Annotated in this window: 18 protein-coding genes; 9 read left to right on the top strand and 9 right to left on the bottom strand. The window is 61.0% G+C overall.

Going from position 1 to position 20,155, the window contains the following annotated elements; translation table 11 throughout:
• Nucleotides 1–46: 46 nt before the first annotated feature.
• Together ACILSL_RS23170 and ACILSL_RS23165 are read left to right on the top strand one after the other, a co-directional pair.
• The gene (locus ACILSL_RS23170; RefSeq protein WP_395734444.1) at nucleotides 47–349 is read left to right on the top strand and encodes a hypothetical protein; all 303 of its coding nucleotides are present in this window, start codon (nucleotides 47–49) and stop codon (nucleotides 347–349) included.
• 64 nt (nucleotides 350–413) lie between these two features.
• Entirely contained in the window at nucleotides 414–1,820 is a 1,407-nt protein-coding gene (locus ACILSL_RS23165; protein WP_395734443.1) for an efflux transporter outer membrane subunit, read from the top strand.
• A gap of 10 nt (nucleotides 1,821–1,830) precedes the next feature.
• On the opposite strand, the gene ACILSL_RS23160 is transcribed toward ACILSL_RS23165, so the two are convergent.
• Complete coding sequence (locus ACILSL_RS23160) at nucleotides 1,831–4,434, bottom strand: hypothetical protein (RefSeq protein WP_395734442.1); 2,604 nt, start codon at nucleotides 4,432–4,434, stop codon at nucleotides 1,831–1,833.
• Nucleotides 4,435–4,514: 80 nt separating this feature from the next.
• Between ACILSL_RS23160 and ACILSL_RS23155 the strand changes: the two genes are divergently transcribed.
• From ACILSL_RS23155 to ACILSL_RS23145, 3 genes are read left to right on the top strand one after another with little or no spacing between them, the layout of a single operon-like run.
• Nucleotides 4,515–6,599 carry an FAD-dependent oxidoreductase gene (locus ACILSL_RS23155; protein WP_395734441.1) on the top strand — a complete coding sequence of 695 codons (2,085 nt, stop codon included), beginning with the start codon at nucleotides 4,515–4,517 and terminating at the stop codon, nucleotides 6,597–6,599.
• A 3-nt stretch (nucleotides 6,600–6,602) separates the two neighbouring features.
• Nucleotides 6,603–7,115 (top strand): hypothetical protein, encoded by a 513-nt coding sequence (locus tag ACILSL_RS23150; protein ID WP_395734440.1) that lies wholly within the window; start codon nucleotides 6,603–6,605, stop codon nucleotides 7,113–7,115.
• A 48-nt stretch (nucleotides 7,116–7,163) separates the two neighbouring features.
• Nucleotides 7,164–9,608: a PPC domain-containing protein gene (locus ACILSL_RS23145; protein WP_395734439.1), complete on the top strand. Its 2,445-nt coding sequence runs from the start codon at nucleotides 7,164–7,166 to the stop codon at nucleotides 9,606–9,608.
• A gap of 517 nt (nucleotides 9,609–10,125) precedes the next feature.
• On the opposite strand, the gene ACILSL_RS23140 is transcribed toward ACILSL_RS23145, so the two are convergent.
• The 6 genes from ACILSL_RS23140 to ACILSL_RS23115 form a co-directional block, all read right to left on the bottom strand.
• Nucleotides 10,126–10,428: a hypothetical protein gene (locus ACILSL_RS23140; protein WP_395734438.1), complete on the bottom strand. Its 303-nt coding sequence runs from the start codon at nucleotides 10,426–10,428 to the stop codon at nucleotides 10,126–10,128.
• Entirely contained in the window at nucleotides 10,364–10,924 is a 561-nt protein-coding gene (locus ACILSL_RS23135) for a hypothetical protein (protein ID WP_395734437.1), read from the bottom strand. The genes ACILSL_RS23140 and ACILSL_RS23135 overlap by 65 nt, the downstream gene beginning before the upstream one ends.
• A 16-nt stretch (nucleotides 10,925–10,940) precedes the next feature.
• On the bottom strand, nucleotides 10,941–11,732 hold the full coding sequence (locus ACILSL_RS23130; RefSeq protein ID WP_395734436.1) for a dienelactone hydrolase family protein: 792 nt from the start codon (nucleotides 11,730–11,732) through the stop codon (nucleotides 10,941–10,943).
• Between the two features lie 72 nt (nucleotides 11,733–11,804).
• Nucleotides 11,805–12,482, bottom strand: a complete 678-nt coding sequence (locus ACILSL_RS23125; RefSeq protein ID WP_395734435.1) for a DUF1080 domain-containing protein — start codon at nucleotides 12,480–12,482, stop codon at nucleotides 11,805–11,807.
• A 94-nt stretch (nucleotides 12,483–12,576) separates the two neighbouring features.
• Entirely contained in the window at nucleotides 12,577–13,170 is a 594-nt protein-coding gene (locus ACILSL_RS23120) for a hypothetical protein (RefSeq protein ID WP_395734434.1), read from the bottom strand.
• Nucleotides 13,152–13,517: a hypothetical protein gene (locus ACILSL_RS23115; RefSeq protein ID WP_395734433.1), complete on the bottom strand. Its 366-nt coding sequence runs from the start codon at nucleotides 13,515–13,517 to the stop codon at nucleotides 13,152–13,154. The genes ACILSL_RS23120 and ACILSL_RS23115 overlap by 19 nt, the downstream gene beginning before the upstream one ends.
• Before the next feature lie 172 nt (nucleotides 13,518–13,689).
• On the opposite strand from ACILSL_RS23115, the gene ACILSL_RS23110 reads away from it, so the two are divergent.
• From ACILSL_RS23110 to ACILSL_RS23095, 4 genes are all read left to right on the top strand, one after another.
• A complete protein-coding gene (locus ACILSL_RS23110; protein WP_395734432.1) occupies nucleotides 13,690–15,369 on the top strand; it encodes a ribulokinase in 1,680 nt (559 codons plus the stop codon).
• Nucleotides 15,370–15,397: 28 nt separating this feature from the next.
• Nucleotides 15,398–15,775 carry a hypothetical protein gene (locus tag ACILSL_RS23105; protein ID WP_395734431.1) on the top strand — a complete coding sequence of 126 codons (378 nt, stop codon included), beginning with the start codon at nucleotides 15,398–15,400 and terminating at the stop codon, nucleotides 15,773–15,775.
• Between the two features lie 100 nt (nucleotides 15,776–15,875).
• On the top strand, nucleotides 15,876–17,180 hold the full coding sequence (locus tag ACILSL_RS23100; protein WP_395734430.1) for a PQQ-binding-like beta-propeller repeat protein: 1,305 nt from the start codon (nucleotides 15,876–15,878) through the stop codon (nucleotides 17,178–17,180).
• 105 nt (nucleotides 17,181–17,285) lie between these two features.
• Nucleotides 17,286–18,263, top strand: a complete 978-nt coding sequence (locus ACILSL_RS23095; RefSeq protein WP_395734429.1) for an SMP-30/gluconolactonase/LRE family protein — start codon at nucleotides 17,286–17,288, stop codon at nucleotides 18,261–18,263.
• A 34-nt stretch (nucleotides 18,264–18,297) separates the two neighbouring features.
• Here the strand turns inward: ACILSL_RS23095 and ACILSL_RS23090 are convergent, their stop codons facing one another.
• Nucleotides 18,298–19,515, bottom strand: a complete 1,218-nt coding sequence (locus ACILSL_RS23090) for a M20/M25/M40 family metallo-hydrolase (protein ID WP_395734428.1) — start codon at nucleotides 19,513–19,515, stop codon at nucleotides 18,298–18,300.
• Nucleotides 19,512–20,155: enolase C-terminal domain-like protein (locus tag ACILSL_RS23085; protein ID WP_395734427.1), on the bottom strand; the 644-nt coding region annotated here is incomplete at its 5' end. The genes ACILSL_RS23090 and ACILSL_RS23085, both read right to left, overlap by 4 nt.

The raw sequence follows: 20,155 nt of genomic DNA, 5'->3' as shown, positions 1-20,155 counted from the left end.
TAAACAAGGCAGCGACACCGCTGCATTGCTCAAGAACCTACGTCACATGATGCACTCTCTGCTCGATACCACTCAAGTCATCCGCACCCTTGAAATGGAAGGAGTTCCGTATGAAGTCTGCGTGGAGGCGGTCGCCAGCCATGATCGCAGCTCAAACCAGCTCACGGTGCAGCTGCGCGCCTTCCTGCGTGCCGAAAAGCACGATCACATCGGTGAAGTCACCACGCCATCCTGGCTGCCCGCCGCCCATGCCGTGACCGAGCATGTCAGCGCTGAAGAAGCGCATGAGGTGGCAAACGATGTCCTCGCCAGCTGGCGGCAGAAAGTGGCCGGCTGCCTGCCGCAATAACCGGGGGACGAACCTGTGTCTTGATGGTTGCACTAAGATGGTTTCACCCCATGAGTAGGCGCGCATGAACCACTTTCGAATTCTCTGCCTCACGACCACGTTGACGTGTGCCTCCTGCAGCGTCGGGCCCAACTTCAAACTGCCGGAGGTGCTGATGCCCTCCAAGTGGAAGAACGGCGGTGCGGCGAGCACGGCGGATATCCCTGTGCCCGGTGAATGGTGGAAGCTGTTTGGCTCCACTGAATTGAACCAGCTGGAAGAACGCGCGATGGCGAACAATCAGGAGCTGCGCAGCGCCCTGGCACGCGTCGAAACAGCGCGCGCGCTCGTCGGCGTGCAGCAGGCGGACTGGTTCCCCCAGCTCAACATGAAGAATGGGATGGCGTATGAGCGCCTTTCGCAAAGCTCCTTCGGTGCGAACCTTCCCCCCGGTGTCTCCCTGCCCAAGACGCAGCGCCGCCGGTTTCAAAACCTGCTCGAACTGGGCTGGGAATTTGACCTCTGGGGCCGGGTGCGCCGCGGTGTGGAAAGCTCCAAGGCCTCCCAGTTTGCCGCCATGGAGACCCTCTCCGCCAGGCGTCTGACGCTCGCCGCGGAAGTGGCGCGCTTGTACTTCCTGACTCATTCACTGGATCGGCAGATGCAGGTTGTGATCGGCACGCAGACCTGGCGTGAAGAAGCGCTCAAGCTCCAGGAATCACGCTTCAAAGGCGGCCTGGCGAACGAAATGGACGTGGCCCGGGCCCGGACGGAACTGGAGCTTGCCCGCAATGACCTGGCCGCATTGGAGCGCCAGCGCGGCAATGCTGAAAACGCCCTCGCCGTCATCTGCGGGGAAATTCCCTCGAACTTCCACATCGCCAAGGCCAACAGCCTGCCAAAGCCGCCGAAAGTGCCGGGCGGACTGCCCTCCACACTCCTGCAGCGCCGTCCAGACATCCGTGCGGCTGAGCAGAAAATGCGCGAGGCCAATGCCCAGGTGGGAGTTTCCGCCGCCTCGTTCTACCCGGCGTTCAGCATCGTCGGCAGCGGTGGTCTGGAAAGTATCGGTGCCGCGCATTTCTACGATCAGCGCAGCCGCATTCTGACGATCGGGCCCAGCATGACCCTGCCTATCTTTCAGGGTGGAAAACTGCGGGCGAATTTGAAAGCCAGCAAGGCGGCCTACGAGGAGACTTTGGCCAACTACCGCCAGAGCATTCTGGTGGCCCTGCAGGAGGTCGAGGACAGCCTGATCGATGCGAGAGCCTACGCCAAGCAGGGGCAGGCACTGGATGCAGCCATCGCCGCCGCGCAGGAGACGCAGCGTCTGGCCGAACTGCGCTACCAGAAAGGTCTCGCCAGCTACTTTGAAGTCGTGGATGCCAACCGCACCGTGCTGAATGCCAAGCTGCTCGACGCCCAGGTGGAAGGCCAGCGCCTCATGGCTGCCGTGGCCATGCTGAAGGCGCTCGGCGGCGGCTGGCAGTGATGCTGGCAGCCTATTTTAGCTGCACCCACACAGGTGAAGACCAGGCCATGTTGCCATCCTTTTGTTCGACTCGCAGGTAGTAGCGGTTCTCGCCGGCGATCGGTGCTTCATCGGTGAAGGCCTGCTCAAAGCTTTTCGCCTTGGGCTCCCACTGCTGATAGTTCTGCTCATTGCGCACGAGGGTGACCCGCGAGATCTCGGCGGTGCCGTCGATGCTGAACTTCAGCACCGGTTTGCCGCTGAGCGCGATCTCAGTGCCCAGCAGGTGGTCGTTGCAGGAGAACTCCACGAAAATCTTGTCCGTGGCGGCGATGGTGCGGCGGGCGTTGATTCCCTCCAGAATGCCTTCGCGTGTGAAGTCCTTCACATACACACCGCCGTAGCTGGTGTGCGTGGAGATGTGGTCGCTGTCCGCCCAAACGCCGAGCTTGTGGCCCAGCTCCAGCGCGTGCTGATAGACGCCGTTGTTCTTCACGGTGAAGCTGCGGATGGGCTCGCCCACGACAGGGGTGCCGATGACGTCGGAGGCGTGATTGTAGGGCTGCCCCTCGCGCATGCCCACGGTGGGCTGCGGCACATTGAGCCCCTCGTAGCTGACGCGCGCGCCCTGGTAAATCTCGATCACGTTTTCGATGCGGTGGTCCACCGGCGGGATCTGGTCCCAGTCCGTGCCCATGCCCGTGGCTCCCGTATGGCTGATGGCGGTGACCGGTTTGCCATAGCGCGCCAGCACGTCCCACAGCTCGGTGGGGTGCAGTTCGGGGGTGCCCTCGGTTTTCACTGGGAACTCCTTCTGCCAGGGGGATTCGAGGTAGTTCTTGCGCTGGATGTACACGATGGGCCCACCGCGCTGCGCAAAGATGACATTGCGATGGCCCAGCGGCCATTTTTGCTCGCGCTCGTAGGCGTACATGCTCATGAAGAAACCGGGCGCGTAAAAGACCTCCGTCATCTTCTGGTTCAGCCACCACTCATAGGGGTGGTAGATCTTGGCGATGTCGGTGTGGTCGCTGAGGCCGAGGGTGTCGAGCTTGCCCATGTCCCAGGCGTAGCGGTACTGCTCCAACACGCAGCCGTCATTGGCGGTGACGCAGTTCGAGATGTCCGTGTGCCGGTGATAGTCGCCCCAGTAGAGTTTGTACGTCACGCCCTTGTGGGTCCAGGTGTGGCGCTCGCTGAGATCACGCTCGGGCGTGGTGGCATTGATATAGGCGGCAAAGGGCTCACGCGGTTTCACCGCGGGCGCAGTCATGAGCGGCAGCTCGGCGGAGGTATCGATCTTGGCCAGATGCACGCCCGTCGTCAGCTGCAGCTTCGAGGTCCGCAGGTCACTGGACCACGTCATCCACAGGCTGCCATCTTTTCCGAGAGCATGCGTGGTCTGGCGGTCCTGGGTATAGACGCTGTCGGGGATGAGCACGGGCTGTGTCCATTGCTTGGTGGCGGCGTCATAGCGTGTCAGCGCGATCTGCCAGCAGAAGTTCTTGAAGTAGCGCACGGTCAGCCACGGGCGGCCTGCGGCATCCAGCATGAGGTGCGGCAGATTCACTGCACCGATCTCATTCGGTGCGGGTTTGCCCTTGGCTTTCGCCTGGGCTGCTTGCGCTTTCGCACGCTGCTCCGCCTTGGCTTTGGCCTTCGGGTTGTTGGCGCGCGGCGCATTGGCTCCGGCGGGGGCTTTGGGCGCGGGCAGGGCTTTCAGCAGTTCATCGGGTCCGGGCTGTTCTTCCACCTTGCCGCTGGCGAGATCCCAATACGCGATGACGAGATCGCGCCGACCATTCAGACCCACCTGTCCGCCATGCGCGCGCATGTCCAGGCCCCACTGCTCATTGCCGCGCTCGCAGGCCAGCCAGATGCCTTTTCCATCCTGTGCGGTGACGGCGTTCACGCGGCCCTCATAGCGGCTGGTGGCAATGAGCTGCTTCGTTTCTCCCACCTTCAAATCGGCGCCCACATGCGTGGAGTAGATGTTGAACTCATTCCCGCGTGAGGAGTCGTGGCAGATCCACGCGCCGCCTTTGGGATCGAATGCGATGCAGGGCTCCCACTCGCCGCTGGGCTGCTTGGTCACCTGGATCTCCTCTGACCATGCGCCTTTCTGCATCTCATAGACGCGGCAGTAGATGTCTCCCAGCGTGCCGCGCATGCTCTGCCATACCACCCAGACATTGCCGGTGGTGTCGGTGGCGGCTTTGGCAAAGGCGTTGCCGCCATTTGCTGAGCTGGCCAGGGCGGTGATCTCTCCCTGCACTTTGCCTTCGTGGATGCGTGCCGCGCGCAGTTCCATCACATCCTTGGCATTCACCTGCGACCACACCACATGCAGCGTGCCGCCGCCATCGGCCGCCAGCGCAGGCTGGTGGATGATGCCCGGCTGGCCCACGGTCAAAACATCGCTCAATGCTCCATCGCTGAGCTTCGCCAGATGCAGGGTGTCTTGTTTGCCATCCCACTGGATGTAGGCCACATGCGGAGTCCCGCCTGCATCCACGCACAAGGAGGGGAAATCAGACTGGCGGCTTTCCTGCCGCAGCGCATGTGCTTGAGGCAGAAGGTTTTGCGCAAAAGCTGAAGCGGCAAAAAGCAGGGCGAGGCAGGCGGGGTGGAACATGGCGTGTAAACATTCTGTTTGCCGATTCCTTTCATGCGGCGAAGGAATTGAACCGGCTCAGCCAACCCCCACCTCCAGCCATGCAATTGCGCACCCTTCTAGCTTCCCTTCTGCTTTCCAGCCAGGTTCTCCATGCGGCCGATCATGACATCGTTATCTACGGCGGCACCTGTTCCGCCGTCATCGCTGCCGTGCAGGCGAAAAAGATGGGCAAGAGTGTCATTGTCGTCTCTCCGGACAAGCACCTCGGCGGATTGAGCAGCGGTGGCCTTGGTTTCACCGACACCGGCAACAAGGCGGTGATCGGCGGTCTCTCCCGCGACTTTTACCACCGCGTGTGGAAGCACTACGACAAGGACTCCGCCTGGGTGCAGCAGAAGAAATCCGAATACGGCGGCAAGGGCCAGGGCACGCCCGCCGTGGATGGCGAGAACCGCACGATGTGGATCTTTGAGCCGCATGTGGCGGAGCAGATCTTCGAAGATTACGTCAAGGAATTCAGTCTCGAAGTCGTGCGCGACGAGTGGCTGGACCGCGCCAAAGGCGTGAAGAAAGACGGCGATAAAATCACCGCCATCACCACCCTGAGCGGCAAGACCTACGCGGGAAAAATGTTCATCGACGCGACCTACGAAGGCGACCTGATGGCAGCCGCTGGTGTGGACTACCACGTGGGCCGTGAGGCCACTTCCGTGTATGACGAGAAGTGGAATGGCATTCAGGTCGGCGTGCTGCATCACCGCCACCACTTTGGCGCGGTCAAGGAGCCGATCAGCGCCTACAAGATCCCCGGAGATCCCAAAAGCGGCGTACTGCCCCGCGTGAGCGCCGAGCCTCCGGGCGAATACGGTGCTGGCGACAAACGCGTGCAGGCCTACTGCTTCCGCTCCTGCTACACCAATGATCCCAGCAACCGCATCCCTTTTCCCAAGCCGGAGGGCTATGATGCCGGTCAATACGAAATCCTGCTGCGTGTGCTGAACGCAGGCTGGGGCGAGTTCTTTGAGAAGTTCGACCCCATCCCCAACCACAAGACCGACACCAACAATCACGGCCCCTTTAGCTTCGACAACATCGGCTACAACTATGACTACCCCGAGGCCAGCTACGAGCGCCGCCGCGAGATCATCGCCGAGCATCGCCAGTACCAGCAGGGCTTGCTGTGGTTCGTGGCCAACGACCCCCGCGTGCCCAAGAAGGTGCAGGCAGAACTGCAGACCTGGGGCCTGCCCAAGGATGAATTCACCGACAACGGCAACTGGAGCCATCAGCTCTACATCCGCGAAGCCCGCCGCATGATTGGCGCGTATGTGATGACCGAAAACGAACTGCTGAAAAAGCGCCCCACTCCGGACAGCGTCGGCATGGGCAGCTACGGCATCGACTCCCACAACATCCAGCGCTACATCACGCCTGAGGGCAATGTGCAGAATGAAGGTGACATCGGCGTCAGCACCAAGGGGCCGTATGAGATCGCCTACGGTTCGCTGGTTCCCAAGAAAGGGCAGGGGAGCAATCTCCTTGTCCCCGTGGCCATGTCCGCCAGCCATATCGCCTACGGCAGCATCCGCATGGAGCCCGTGTTCATGATCCTCGGTCAGAGTGCGGCCACCGCAGCGGCGCTGGCCATGGATGCGGGCATCCCGGTGCAGAACGTCCCGTATGAAAAGCTCAAGACCCAGATCCTCAAAGACGGCCAGATCCTGCATTTTGACGGCCCCACCACCCTGCGCGGCATTGATCCCAAATCCCTCAAAGGCATCGTCATGGATGACACCGCTGCCAAGGTGACTGGCGTTTGGACAGAAAGCGGCGCAGCCAAGTCCTTCCTCGGCGACGGCTACAGCCACGACGGCAACACCAAGGACGGCAAAAGCAGCCTGCGCTTTGAGCCCAAGCTCACCAAGCCCGGCAAATACCGCCTCATGCTCGCCGCCCCGCCCAACAGCAACCGCGCCAGCAACGCCCCCGTGGAGGTGCAGTACGCCGGCGGCGTGAAGAAGCTCAAAGTGGACCTCAAGTCCCCCAAGGCCGCTGAAGGCGTGCACTGGATCGACCTCGGCGAATACGAATGCGGCAACGACACCGCGATCACCATCTCCAACGAAGGCACCGACGGCTATGTTGTCGTCGATGGCGCCCGCTGGCTACCGGTGGAGGACTGAGATATGAGCAAGGATGCGCTGCTGCCTCGCTACCGTCTTGTACTGGGTCTGTTCATCATCGGCCTGATTCTCAGCGGTCTCACCGCCTTCCCTCTGCTGCATGAACTGCGGCTGATGGCCTCCTGGCTTGGCATGGAAAACCATGCCGCCTACGTCCAGCATGCAGGTCTGAAATTCTGGATCGGCTATGTCTGGCATGGGCTGGAAGTCACGCAGGCGCAGTTCCCGTTTGTCGCCTACGGCACGGACTGGCTGGCCTTCGGGCATCTCATGATCGCGGTGTTTTTCATCGCCGGGCCTTGGCGTGATCCCGTTGCCAATGCCTGGGTGCTGAAGGTGGGCCTCTTTGCCTGCGCGGCTATTTTCCCCCTGGCGCTGATCTGCGGGGAGATTCGCGGCATCCCTCTCTCCTGGCGGCTGGTGGACTGTTCTTTTGGCCTTTTCGGGGCGCTGCCGCTGCTTTACTGCCTGCGTCTGGTGCGGCGGATGCGCCAAGGAACTTCAGTCTGTCCGTAATTTTCCGTCTCGATTGGCCGTATGCCTACCGACCCCTCCACCCTCGTCATGTCCACTCTTCGCCATTTGCTCCTCCTCTCCGCACTCTGCGCCACCAGTGCTTTTGCGGCGTACCCCACTTTTACCACCACCAAGCCCAATGGCGCACAACGTGGCACCGAGGTGAAGCTGACCGTCACCGGCACGCAGTTGGACGATTTTGAGAGCATGATCTTTTTCTCCCCGGGCTTCACTCAGAAGAGCGTGGACAAGGTGGAGAAGAACAAGGTCGAGCTCACCATCGGCATCGCCCCGGATGTGTCGCCCGGCAATCACCTCATGCGCATCCGCACCAAGTCCGGCATGTCGCATGCCCGCCAGTTCTTCGTGGGCATCTTCCCCAATGTGGATGAGAAGGAGCCCAACAGCGATTTCGACACCCCGCAGGTCGTTCAGTTGAACCAGACCATCGAAGGCGTCGTGCAAAACGAGGACGTGGACAACTACCGCGTCAGCCTCAAAAAAGGCCAGCGCCTCTCAGTCGAGGTGGACGGCCTCCGCCTCGGCTACACCGTCTTTGACCCCTTCCTGGCCATCATCGACAAGGACCGCTTCGAAAAGGTCATCTCCGACGACACCATCCTGCACCGTCAGGACGGCTACTGCTCCTATGTGGCGGAAGAGGACGGCGACTACACCGTCATGATCCGCGAATCCTCCTACCGGGGTGGCGGCAATTCGTATTACCGCCTTCACATCGGCAGCTTCCGCCGCCCTGATGTCGTGTATCCTGCCGGTGGCAAGATCGGCTCCAAGACCAAGGTGCGCTTCATTGAGCGCGACAGCTCCTTTGACGAAGAAGTGCAGCTCCCAGCGGAAATCGACCCTGATTACATGCTGTTCTCCAAGTCCCAGGAGCCCGCTCCCTCCGGCAATCCCTTCCGCCTGGTCAATTATGACAACGTGCTGGAAGCCGAGCCCAACGACGAGCAGGCGAAGGCCACGGTCGCCCCAGGTTCCCCGATTGCCCTCAACGGCATCATCGAAAAACCCGGTGACATCGATTTCTTCAAAGTGCCGCTCAAGAAAGGCATGACGCTCGAAGTGCAGGCCTTTGCCCAGAGCTTGGGCTCCCCGCTGGACAGCGTGGTGAACATCTACAACGCCAAAGGCGGCTCCATCAGCGGCAACGATGATGGGGGTGGCCGCCGCCGTCTCGACAGCAAGTTCAAGGTCGCCATTCCTGCTGATGGCGACTACTTCGTGCGCGTGGCCGATCATCTGGAACGCGGCGGCCCCAACTACGTCTATCGCCTCGAACTCATCGCCGCAGAGCCTGAGGTCTTCTTTGCCTCGCCTCAGTATTCGGTGAACGACAACAACTATCGCCAGTTCATCGCCGTGCCCAAAGGCGGACGCTATGCCACGCTCGTCAACGTCAGCCGCAACAACGTTGGCGGCGACTTCAAGTTTGACGTCCAGAACATGCCCCAGGGCGTGAAACTGCTCACCGAAATGGCCCCGAAAGACCTCGGCAGCGTGCCGTTGCTTTTTGAAGCCACCGCAGACGCCCCCCTCGGTCATCAGGTGGTGCCCATCTCCCTGAGTGCCGTCGATCCGAACACCAAGACACGCGGCAAGCTGCGCCAGGAGTTCGACATCGTGCGCAATGGCAACGTCGTCTATTACACCCAGATCGAAGACCGTCTGCCTGTCGCCGTCGTGGAGGAGGCTCCCTATTCCCTGGAAATCGTCAAGCCCGCCGTGCCGCTGGTGAACAACGGCATTCTCGATCTCAAGGTCGTCTCCAAGCGCAAGGAAGGCTTCAAGGCCCCCATCCGCGTGCTCATGATCTGGAAGCCCAACGGTGTCAGCGCCCTCGGTGAGCAGACCATCCCGGAAGGCCAGAACGAGTGCGTCTTCCAGTTGGCTGCGAACGCAGGCACGCCTGCCGGCTCTTGGAATTTCACTGTCATGGGCGAGGCTGACGCTGGCAAGGGCCGCATCTACAATGCTTCTCCATTCACCGCAGTCGTCACCGCTCCCGCCTACATCACCGCGCCGGCCATCCCGCTCGTCGCTGTTGAGCAGGGCAAGGAAGCCGTCATGACCGCCAAGCTTGAGCATCTCCTGCCATTTGATGGCGAGGCAACGGCCCAGGTGCTCGGCGTGCCAGACACCATCCCGATCGAGCCCGCCAAGATCACCAAGGACACCAAGGAAGTCTCCTTCAAGGTGAAGACGAACGACAAGTCGCCCATCGGCAAGCAGGGCAATCTGTTTGTGCGCGTGGACGTTCCTGTGAAGGGCGCCAATACCACCACGATTCATCGCATCGCGCTGGGCTCCATCCTGCGCATCGACGCCCCTCGCAAGGTGGTCGCGCCACCCGCAGCCCCGGTCCTTGCGGCCAACAAGCCCAAGGAAGCCCCCAAGCCTGCTGCTCCGGCCGCCCCTAAAGTTCTCTCCCGCCTTGAGCAGCTCCGCATGGAAGCCGCAGGTGCTAAGAAGTAATACTTCAGGCCGTTGAAGACGGGGCTTGTGCCGCACCGGACACTAGGAGTCTGGGTGGTCGTGCAGAAAAGATGGACCATCTTGTTCCCTCAACCCACCGCAAGGGCTGGGGGATCTAGCATTTTGCGAGACTGATTTCCTAAATGCCCCCTCTCGCCGCGTTGCTCCAGGGCTGGTAGGGACGCGTTGCGCGCGTCCCTCTTTTCGGGTCTGTGGCACCCGCAGGCGCCCCAAAGAGGTGCGCCGTCCTTGCAGCCTTCTGCAGCGTGATGGCAAGGACGCTGCGGGAAGTGGAGCGCTGGATGAGATGCGTTGCGCAGGGGCCGCGAGACAGCGCTGGAAAGAAGTATTCCAGGGATGCGCGCAACGCGTCCCTACCAGTCATGAGGTTTCATGACCCTCCATGGGACATCGGGCATTTCCAGACCTTCTTGCCGGCAAATGAGTTTGGCGAATGGCTGCAATCGCCCCCCCCCGGCCACCGGTCAGCCATCACCGGATAGAAGCCCCCCTCATCTCACTTGGCATGCGGCAGGTCCCAGGCCTTCAGCCATTCCACCTTCGTGCGCTTGAATCCCTTCTTCAGCAGGCGCTCCTCCATGTCTCCCAGATGCGCGGCGCCATAGAAGATGGCGATGCGCTTCTTCCCGGCTGCGATCTCCTTGTCCATCACTCCCAGCGCGACCTTGTTGCGCTCGCCCACGAGCACGGTGCCGTCGCCGGTTTCCATGCCCGCCATGATGTCCTCCACGCTGTCAAACTCCTGCGCGATCATCCGCTTCAGCTCCGTGCTGCTGTCCTTCATCGTCAGAATCTTCATGCGCCTGCGCCGCCTTGAGGTAGAGCGAGAGGAAGCTCTCCTGCTTCTGGGTCTGCGTCTGGGTAAACTGGGACATGTCCATGTCCGCATGGACGAAATTCTTTGCCGTGTAGTCGATGCCTTCGAGCTGGCCGTGCAGCTTCAGCGTGTCACGCATCATCGTTTGCAACTGGCCCACCCACTGCATTTTCTCCGCTGCCTTCTTGGCCTCCGGCTTTCCCCGCTCCTCAAAGGACGGGCCGACGAGCTCATACAGCACCGCCTCATAGCCTTTGAACCGGACGTTCAGTGCATCGAAATACGCCTTGTCAGCGATGTGGATGGCTCCCACGAGATCCACCTTCACCTTCTGCGGCGACTCATAGCCCACCACCGCCGTTTGCAGGCTGTCGCTCTTCTCCTCCTCCACGAACCGGATGAAGTTCGTGGGCTCTTCCGCTGCCGTCAGCGTGGCAAAGGCCAGGGTGGCTTGCAGCAGCAGAAGAAGTCGTTTCATGGCCAGCCTCCTCGTTTCAGCCTTCCGTCTTGAAAATGCGTGCAAAGAAGGCCTTCATCTCCTCCCAGGAGGCCTTGTCGGCGGCTTCATTGTACGCCGCGCCTTTGCTGTTGTCATTGCCCGCAGCCTTTTGCGTGAAGGAATGTACCGCGCCCGGGTAGCTCACCAGTTTGTAGTCCACCTTGGCGTCCTTCATCTCCTGCTCAAACGCCGCGATGTCCGGGGCCTTCACAAAAGGGTCGTCCGCACCATGCAGCGCCAGCACCTTGCCCTTGATGTTTTTGCCGTCGGCAGGCGTCGGGGAGTCGAGCCCACCATGGAAGCTCACCACGCCCTTGATCAGCGCGCCGCTGCGGGCCAGTTCGATCACCCCGGTGCCGCCAAAGCAGTAGCCGATGGCGGCCACTTTGGAGAGGTCCGTCTGTGGGTCCTTGTCCAGCACTTCCAGGGCTGAAAGCATACGCGCGCGGTACAACTTGCGGTCGGTCTTGTACTTCCCGGCCTCCTGTCCTGCCGCCGGCGGCTGCGGGCGGATGCCTTTGCCATAAATGTCAGCGGCGAAAACGTTGTAGCCGAGCTCCGCCAGCATGCGGGCCCGCATCTTCTCGTTGTCACTCAGGCCGGTCCACTGGTGGATGATCAGCACGGAGGGCAGCTTGCCGGTCTTGGCGGTATCGACGACGTGCAGGCCTTCGCAGACCACGTCTCCAGATTTGTATTCGACGACAGTTTCCTTGATCTCAGCCTTCAGCAGGCTGGTAGAAAGGAGCAGGGAGGAGATGAAAAGCAGAGCGCGGTTGGTTTTCATGGTTTTGGGGCAGTGTACACAGAGGGATGCGAGTTTTCCAACTCGTTTCCCGGATGAACTCGAAAGATGTTTCTACTTGAGTTCTTGAATGCGGATGTTTTTCCACATCACTTCCTTGCCCACCGCTTCGGTCTTTTTGCCAATGCCGTGCACCTGCAGGGCGATGACACCCTCGGCGGTCATGTCATCGGTGAAGTCTGCCGCCAGGACACCGTTGATAAAAGTCTTGATGCTGCTACCACGACACTCGATGCGCGCCTGGTTCCACTCTCCCTGCTTGAAGGCCTTGCGGGCGGCCTCGTTGTTCTTCAGGTCAAAAAGCCAGCCCCGGCGTCCCTCGTCATACACACCGCCGGTATAGGCACGGTCGCTCGGGTCGATCTCAAACTGATAGCCATGCACACGATCCGCCGGGAATTTTTTCTTTTTCCCTGCGATCTCCACTTCCGTCTCCTGCGTGTAGTAGTTGCTGCGGAACTGAATCCCCGAGTTCATCGACGGATCGACCTTGAACTCCACCTCCAGGATGAAATTCCCGTACTTCTTCGCCGTGCAGAGAAATGAGTTCCCCGTGTTTGGCACCGTTTTGCCCACGATCGCGCCATTTTCCACCCGGTACTGCGCCGTGCCGCTGTGCTGCTCCCAGCCGGTGAGGGTTTGGCCGTCAAACAGCGGGACAAAGGCGTCCTCGGCATGAAGTGCGGCAGTAAGGGAGAAAACAGCGGCGAAGGAAAGCAGACGGTGGGTCATAGGGCGGTGGTAAACGTCGGCAGGCTGGCTGGTCTGGCGTGAAATTGCACAAAAGCGGCAGCGCCACGCAGGCTTTCCACTTGGGCTGGTTCACTCAGGCCACCGCATCCACCAGCGCAAGAATTTGTGTAAACACTCTGCCGCACTCCACCGTGAGGGCAGGGAAGTAGTCCATCTGGTCCAGACGTCGCGTGAGTGAGGCACGGTCAACGCGCCCCGACTTCAAAAGCAGGACGATCGCATTGATGTCCTTGATGCCACGATCCACTCCACCGCGACCCAGTCGCAGATTTAATCGCGAATTCGCCGTCGCAGCGATCTTCGTCACGCACATGTCCACGGGATCAAGCGCAAACACATCCTCAAAACCCGGCATCGCCACAAGACGGTCGCGCCAGCCGCTTGGAAAATTGTCTGCCAGCCGCAGGTCCACAAAGTCGCCGTAGTAACCGGTCATGAGATGGAACTCCTGATTGCGTCCCAGTTCATCGACAAGAAGCGCACGAAATTTTTCATCATCTGGATCGAGAAAGAAGTCGGCATCGAGTGTGGACTCTACCCCGATCATGTCTGGAGGTGCCGCTGGGAAGGAGGCAAACAACGACGAAGAGCCGAATACTAAAATGCGGCGACCGGCCACAATTTCCCGCACCCGCCCGATAAGATGATTCAGTGCGCCGATGTCCATTGGAACTGGGCACGTTCAGCCTTGGTCAGCACTCCGGGGAACGGCGCGAACTCCTTCAAGAAAACCGCTTCCGCCGACTGATCCCGCAGCAGCGCCAGCAGCTTCTGCATCCCGGTGGCGGAAGCCTTGGCTTCCAGGATAATGCCGCGCCACTGCTCCAGACGTTTGGCGGACGACTGGCTCACCAGCAGCCAGCGATCAATGTTGGCGAGGGGGATTTCTAGCAATGCCGGATCAGCCTCGATCTTATCCGCAGTAAATCGGAACACATCCACCATCACCTCATGCCCCGGGCGTTCGGTGCGTGAGTTGAACCAGGCATAAGATGTGGCGGCAGCCGCGCTCATGGGTGGAACCTGCCACAGCTCTTCTCTTTCGCCAAGTCTCAAGTGCAGGCGCTGTTTCAGGGGGGGAATGGCATCAAGAACCGTCACGCCCCGGTCACAAACCTTGTCCGGTTTTGGCTCGCACTGCGGGATGAACCCGCTAAAACATCGGCAGACTGCTCCAACCCAACCCATGAAGCGCTACTCCCTCGGCATCGACTACGGCACCAACTCCTGCCGCTCCCTTCTCATCGACCTCGACAACGGCGCCGAAGTCGGCTCCACCGTTTTCAATTACCCCAGCGGCGAGATGGGCATCCTGCTCGATCCCAAGGACCCCCACGTCGCCCGGCAGAACCCGCAGGATTATCTCGAAGGCCTCGAAGCCGTGGTGCGCGGCGCATTGCAGCAGGCACAGGCCAATGTCCCCGGCTTTGATCCCGCGCAGGTCATCGGCATCGGCATCGACACCACCGGCAGCACCCCCATTCCGGTGAACAAAGACGGCACGCCTTTGGGCCTGCTGCCTGAGTTTAAAAACAACCTCAACGCCATGGTCTGGCTCTGGAAAGACCACACCGGCTACGCCGAGGCCGCAGAGATCACCAAACTCGCGCACGAGATCCGCCCCAACATCATCGCCAAATGCGGCGGCATCTATTCCAGCGAATGGTGGTGGAGCAAAATCCTCCGCCTCCGCCGTGTGGATGCCCGCGTCTTCGAGGCCGCCTTCAGCTTCGTCGAGCACTGCGACTGGATTCCCGCCGTGCTCACCGGCAATACCGATCCCCTCACGCTCAAGCGCGGCGTCTGCAGCGCCGGGCACAAGGCCATGTTCAGCACCGAGTGGGGCGGCCTGCCGGACAAGGAATTCCTCGCCAAACTCGACCCCGCCCTCGCCGATCTGCGCGACCGCCTCTACTCCGAAGCCCACACCGCCGATGTCAAAGCAGGCAGCCTCTGCGCCGAATGGTCCCAGCGTCTCGGTCTCAAGGAAGGCATCGCCATCAGTGTCGGCGCGTTTGATGCCCATATGGGGGCCGTCGGCGCAGGAATCAAGGAAGGCACGCTGGTCAAAATCCTCGGCACCAGCACCTGCGATCTCATGATTGCTCCTACCAGCAAACCCCTCGCCGACATCCCCGGCGTCTGCGGCATTGTGAACGGCTCCGTGCTCCCCGGCTACTACGGCATCGAGGCCGGACAAAGCGCCGTGGGCGACATCTTCCTCTGGTTCGTCAATCACCTCGTCCCCGACAGCTACGGCACCACCGTCGGCGAAAAATTCGTGAACATGGAAAAGGCCATGCTGGGTAAAAAGCCCGGTTCCACCGGCCTCCTCGCGCTCGACTGGAACAACGGCAACCGCACCATCCTAGTCGATGTCCGACTCACCGGCCTCCTCCTTGGTCAGACCCTCCACACCGAAGCTCACGAGATCTACCGCGCCTACATCGAGGCCACCGCCTTCGGCGCGCTCACCATCATCAAGCGCGTCGAGGAATACGGCGTCAAAGTCGAGGAAGTCATCAATACCGGCGGCCTCTCCACCAAAAACGCCACCCTCATGCAATGCTACGCCGACATCATCGGCAAGCCCATGAAAGTTAGCCAGAGCGAGCAGACCTGCGCCCTCGGCGCCGCCATCTTCGGCGCCGCCGCCGCCGGGGCAGGGGACATCCACACCCTCCAGGCCCAGGTCACCGCCACCCGCGAAAAAGTCTACTACCCCATCCCCGAAAACCAGGCCGTTTACGCCGAACTCTACACCCTCTACCGCACCCTCCACGACGCCTTCGGCACCGGAGAGTGGAGCGGGAAGCTCAACCACGTCATGAAGCAGCTGCTGGATATTCGGGCGCGGCAGAGCTGAGTGCTGAGTGTAGTTATTTCCTAACCACATGCTTATCTCTGTAATCCTTGCTCAGGGCCGGCCGCTGACAACGACGGAATTGTTCGTTATAGGCAGCTTATTCTTATTGAGTGGGATGGCTTTGGCCTATGGGACTTGGTTTCATTGGAAATGGATGCAGAAACGTTTGGGATGGTTGTTGCGCTGGGGGAGGGGTGGCTGGTCTTTCCCGGCGAGTCGCGTTGGCATGACTTACAGTGGACTCACGGGAATCGTTCTTGGCGTCTTGATGATCGGCGGTGGAATGAAATGGAAACCTCCCGTGGATCGTGATTACTTTTTTGTTGGCACGGTGTTTTGGCTGATCCTTGGCGTCTGCATTGCACTGAGAGACTACTCCCTGCATCGGAACAGCAAGGATGAGTGATGCTTCGAGTCTCAATGAGCGCATTGAATTGCAAGCAGCAGTTCCTGTCTCGCGTCATTCTCGCAAGCTCCCACCTCTCCCCGCCGTTTGCCTTCCCTGCATGATCTCCCTTCGCACGCTTTCTCTGCTCCTCGCTCTCACCCCTTCGCTCCTGCCTGCCGAAGACTGGCCGCAGTGGCGTGGTCCCCGTCTCGATGGCACCTCCAAAGACACCGGCTTCCCCATCTCCGCAGACGGCAGCGTCACATGGAAAGTCGAACTCCCCGGCAGTGGTCATGCCTCGCCCATCGTCTGGCAGGATCGCATCTTCGCCGTCGCGGCCATCGCTGAGAAAGAGGAGCGCGTATTGATCTGCCTCGATCGCGCATCAGGAAAGCAGCTCTGGCAGTCCACCATCCTCAAAGCCCCTATCGAGAGCATCCACAAGCTCAACAGCCAGGCCTCAAGCACCCCCGCCACCGATGGCGAGCGCGTCTTCACCGCCTTCCTCGACAACACCGAAACCGACGCCACACGCGCCGCCAATGCCGGTCGTGTCATCGGCAAAGGCGAAGTCCCCAAAGGCACCGTCGTCATTTCGGCGCATGATTTCAGCGGCAAACAAATCTGGCAGGTGCGTCCCGGCCTCTTCTCCAGCAAGCACGGCTTCTGCTCCAGCCCCATCCTTTTTGAAGACAAGATCATCGTCAACTGCGACCACGACGGCGACGGCTACATCGTCGCCCTCGCACGCACCGACGGCAAAGAGCTCTGGCGCATCGCCCGCCCCAACAACACCCGCAGCTACTGCGTGCCGCTCATTCGCGACATCGGCGGCCGCACGCAGATGGTCCTTTCCGGCACGATGTGCGTCACCAGCTACGATCCACGCACCGGCAAACTGCTCTGGATCATCGACGGCCCCACCGAGCAGTTCGTCGCCTCCATCGTTTACAGCGAGCAGTCCGGCCTCCTCTACATGACCGGCGGCTTTCCCGAGCACCACCTCCTCGCCATCAAGCCCGACGGCACCGGCAACGTGACCAACACCCACATCGTCTGGCGCACCAACAAAGGCGTCTCCTACGTCCCGTCCCCCATCATCGAAGGCAGCCACCTGCTTAATGTCTCCGACTCCGGCGTCGCCCACTGCTTCGATGCCAAGTCCGGCGAGATCCAATGGGAGGAGCGCATGCGCGAGCACCACGCCTCCCTCACCAGCGCCGAAGGCCACGTCTTCTTCATCAACGACTTCGGCATCCTCCGCACCGTCCAGCCCGACAAAACCTACAAGCTCCTCGCCGAAAGCGAACTCAAGGAAAAAGTCTTCGCCTCCCCCGCGCTCAGCGAAGGCCAGCTCTTCATCCGCACCGACAAAAGCCTCATTTGCCTCGGCAAACGCACCGCGAAGACGGCAGCGCGTTGAGCGCATGCACATCACCCATCTTTAGGTAGGGAGGCTTGTCCCAAGCCTCCGCCGAGCGTCTCCACGCTCTTTAATCTCAATAACCATTTTCTCTCTCATTCCCTCATGCTCCTCCGCCCTCTCTCCCTCCTGCTCGCCACATCCCTCACCGCCTTCGCTGCAGAGCCCATCCCGGAATTCCACGGCTCCATCGAGCGCCTCGATCCCGCTCTTGACGCCCTCATCGCACCCGACGCCAAAATCGAAGCCCTCGCCTCCGGCTTCAACTGGTCTGAAGGCCCTGTCTGGCGCGATGGTGGCCTCGTCTTCTCAGACGTCCCGGAGAACACCGTCTTCGGCTGGAAGGAAGGCGACACCGCCGCCAAAGTCGTTCTCAAACCCAGCGGCAGCCTCAGCGGCGACGGCCAGGGCTCCAACGGCCTCCAGGTCGATGCTCAGGGAAATCTCATCCTCTGCCAGCACGGCGAGCGCCGCATCGCACGCCTGGAGAAAGACGGCACCTTCACCTCCCTCGCCGACAAGTTCGAAGGCAAACGCTTCAACAGCCCCAACGACCTCGTCATCGCCAAAAGCGGCACCCTCTTCTTCACCGATCCACCCTATGGCCTCAAGAAAGGCGAAGCCCCGGAACTCCCGCAGCACGGCGTGTACTCCGTCACACCCGCGGGCAAAGTTTCGCTGCTGATCTCAGACATCCGTTTCCCCAACGGCATCGCCTTGAGCCCTGACCAGAAGACCCTCTACATCGCCGTGTCAGACCCCAAGGACACCCGCATCATGGCATACGATCTCCAGGACGATGGCAGCGCCAAAAACGGACGTGTCTTCTTCAATGCCCAGCCGCTCAAAAGCCCCGCACGCAAAGGCGGCTGCGATGGCATGAAGGTGGACTCAAACGGCAACATCTGGACCACCGGCCCCGGCGGTGTCCTCATCATCAGCAAAGACGGCAAACACCTCGGCACCATCCTCACCGGCCAGGCCACCGCCAACTGCGCCTTCGGCGGTGCCGACCGCAGCACCCTCTACATCACCGCAGACATGTTTCTGCTCCGCGTGAAGACGTTGGCTAAGGGGCTGTGAAAGTACACATGAGCTTTAGCTCGTCGCTGGGGCTTCACGAGCTAACGCCCGAAACCAGCTTCACCAGCGCCAGCGCATTCATCACCGCCTTCGGCACAAACGACCCCGGCTCCACATACTCAGGCAGCTTGCTGCCGTCCGCCGTGCGTTCAGAGCAGTGCGCATTGGCTCCATAAGGACCGAGACCATCCAGCGTCGGTGCGAGCTGCCAGAGGTGGTTCGCATCGCTCAAACCACCGCGCGGCACGGAGACCGCCGTGAGATTCATCATCGCAGCGGCTTCATGCCAGAGGTGGAAGAGAGCTTCCGACTCCACGCCACCAGGCCACGCAGCGGTGATGCCGATGCGTTCCGCCGTGAGTTTTGCGCCGTTGGCCGCCGTGCCGCTGAGCTTCGAAAAAAAATCATCCGCATGCTGCAATGCCGCAGGCTCCGTGGCCCGGCATTCCCACTCGGCCACGGCCTCATGCGGTACGCGATTCACCACGGTGCCACCCTGCACCATGCCGATGTTCACCGTTCGCTCAGCCTCCGCGTTTGTCAGCGCCGCGATGTCCGGCAGCACTCGCGCCAGTGCATCGATCGCATTGATGCCTTCGTGGTGCTTGCTGCCCGCATGCGCGGCCTTGCCTTCGGCGCTGAGCCTCCATGTGGTGCGTCCTTTGCGCGAGGTGACAATGTGCCAGCCGCGCTCATCCACCGGCCCGCCTTCAAACACCAGCACCGCACGGGCTTTCCCTCCGCAGCGTTCAGCGGTGGCACGGCCAAAATCATCACCAATGATTTCTTCAGCAGCATTCGCAGCCACGAGCCAGTGAGTGCGCTCGAAAACGTCGGGAGCCGCATCTTGCAGGCTTTGCAGGATCAGCCAGATCAAGGCGGTGCCGCCTTTATTGTCCACGGTGCCCGGTCCATAGATACGGCCTTCATCGGGGCGCTCATCCCACTTGAAATCATTCAGCCGTTCTTCTTCCGGTGGAAACACCGTGTCTGAATGCGTGACGAGTACGATCGGATCGCCACCCTCGCCGCGATGCCTGAGAAAGAGGTGATGCCCCGTGCCGGGCGTGACACAGGGCGCAAGTTCAGCCTCAAAACCCAGCGGTGCAAAAGCCGCCACCGTCAGCCGCGCCACTTCATCCACGCCTTCAGCATTGGCGGTGAAACTGTTGATGGCCACGAGACGGCGCAGGAAGTCGAGCGCGGCCGGGAGGTGGCGTTCAGCGGCAGATTGAAGAAGAGAAACATTCATCGCGGTACAGCGCCAATGCCGGGGCGGTTGGGCATGAGGAGGTTGCCAGTGGCATCGTACGTGATGCCCTCGAAGTCGTCATCGGCCACGTAGAAATGCCCGTCGAGGTCGATCCAGTCGGCCCACGGGGCCAGATGCGCAGCCGCCGTGGTGCCCAGGCTCGTTTCAATCATGCAGCCCAGGAGGATCTGCAGGCCCTGCTCTCTCGCCTTGCCGATCATGGCCACCGCTGCATCCAGGCTGCCGCTCTTGAGCAGCTTGATGTTCACTCCATCCACGAAATCCGCGAGCGCGATCACATCCTCCACCGTTTGCACGCTTTCATCCGCGAAGATAGGCGGCGGATTGCCCGGAAGCAGCGCCCGCAGTTCTTCCCAGCCATCGACCCCAAGGCGGTGGTGGATGGGCTGCTCGATCAGCGTCGGACTGTATTCTGCGACCTTCTCAATCATCAGCGGTGCTTCGGCCATGTCCCAGCCGCCGTTCACATCCAGCAGCAGTTTCGCATGCGGCGCAGCCATGCGCGCGACGGAGACGATGGCGATGTCCAGCCCCAGATCCCCGGAGCCCAGCTTGAGTTTCAGCACAGGGAATTGGGCGGCGATGTCGCGAACCTTGTCTGCAAAGACATCGAGATTCT

The sequence above is a fragment of the Prosthecobacter sp. genome, from assembly GCF_044222345.1.
Classification (GTDB): domain Bacteria; phylum Verrucomicrobiota; class Verrucomicrobiia; order Verrucomicrobiales; family Verrucomicrobiaceae; genus Prosthecobacter.
This window is presented reverse-complemented; position numbering and strand designations above follow the sequence as displayed.

Bases quoted from the DNA above. Each gene is read 5' to 3' on its own strand.
- ACILSL_RS23155 (WP_395734441.1), top strand. From the start codon at position 4,515: ATGCAATTGCGCACCCTTCTAGCTTCCCTTCTGCTTTCCAGCCAGGTT.
- ACILSL_RS23095 (WP_395734429.1), top strand. From the start codon at position 17,286: ATGCTCCTCCGCCCTCTCTCCCTCCTGCTCGCCACATCCCTCACCGCC.
- ACILSL_RS23130 (WP_395734436.1), bottom strand. From the start codon at position 11,732: ATGAAAACCAACCGCGCTCTGCTTTTCATCTCCTCCCTGCTCCTTTCT.
- ACILSL_RS23135 (WP_395734437.1), bottom strand. From the start codon at position 10,924: ATGAAACGACTTCTTCTGCTGCTGCAAGCCACCCTGGCCTTTGCCACG.
- ACILSL_RS23150 (WP_395734440.1), top strand. From the start codon at position 6,603: ATGAGCAAGGATGCGCTGCTGCCTCGCTACCGTCTTGTACTGGGTCTG.
- ACILSL_RS23100 (WP_395734430.1), top strand. From the start codon at position 15,876: ATGATCTCCCTTCGCACGCTTTCTCTGCTCCTCGCTCTCACCCCTTCG.
- ACILSL_RS23140 (WP_395734438.1), bottom strand. From the start codon at position 10,428: ATGAAGATTCTGACGATGAAGGACAGCAGCACGGAGCTGAAGCGGATG.
- ACILSL_RS23090 (WP_395734428.1), bottom strand. From the start codon at position 19,515: ATGAATGTTTCTCTTCTTCAATCTGCCGCTGAACGCCACCTCCCGGCC.
- ACILSL_RS23120 (WP_395734434.1), bottom strand. From the start codon at position 13,170: ATGGACATCGGCGCACTGAATCATCTTATCGGGCGGGTGCGGGAAATT.
- ACILSL_RS23125 (WP_395734435.1), bottom strand. From the start codon at position 12,482: ATGACCCACCGTCTGCTTTCCTTCGCCGCTGTTTTCTCCCTTACTGCC.
- ACILSL_RS23115 (WP_395734433.1), bottom strand. From the start codon at position 13,517: ATGAGCGCGGCTGCCGCCACATCTTATGCCTGGTTCAACTCACGCACC.
- ACILSL_RS23105 (WP_395734431.1), top strand. From the start codon at position 15,398: ATGCTTATCTCTGTAATCCTTGCTCAGGGCCGGCCGCTGACAACGACG.
- ACILSL_RS23110 (WP_395734432.1), top strand. From the start codon at position 13,690: ATGAAGCGCTACTCCCTCGGCATCGACTACGGCACCAACTCCTGCCGC.
- ACILSL_RS23145 (WP_395734439.1), top strand. From the start codon at position 7,164: ATGTCCACTCTTCGCCATTTGCTCCTCCTCTCCGCACTCTGCGCCACC.
- ACILSL_RS23165 (WP_395734443.1), top strand. From the start codon at position 414: ATGAACCACTTTCGAATTCTCTGCCTCACGACCACGTTGACGTGTGCC.
- ACILSL_RS23160 (WP_395734442.1), bottom strand. From the start codon at position 4,434: ATGTTCCACCCCGCCTGCCTCGCCCTGCTTTTTGCCGCTTCAGCTTTT.
- ACILSL_RS23170 (WP_395734444.1), top strand. From the start codon at position 47: ATGATGCACTCTCTGCTCGATACCACTCAAGTCATCCGCACCCTTGAA.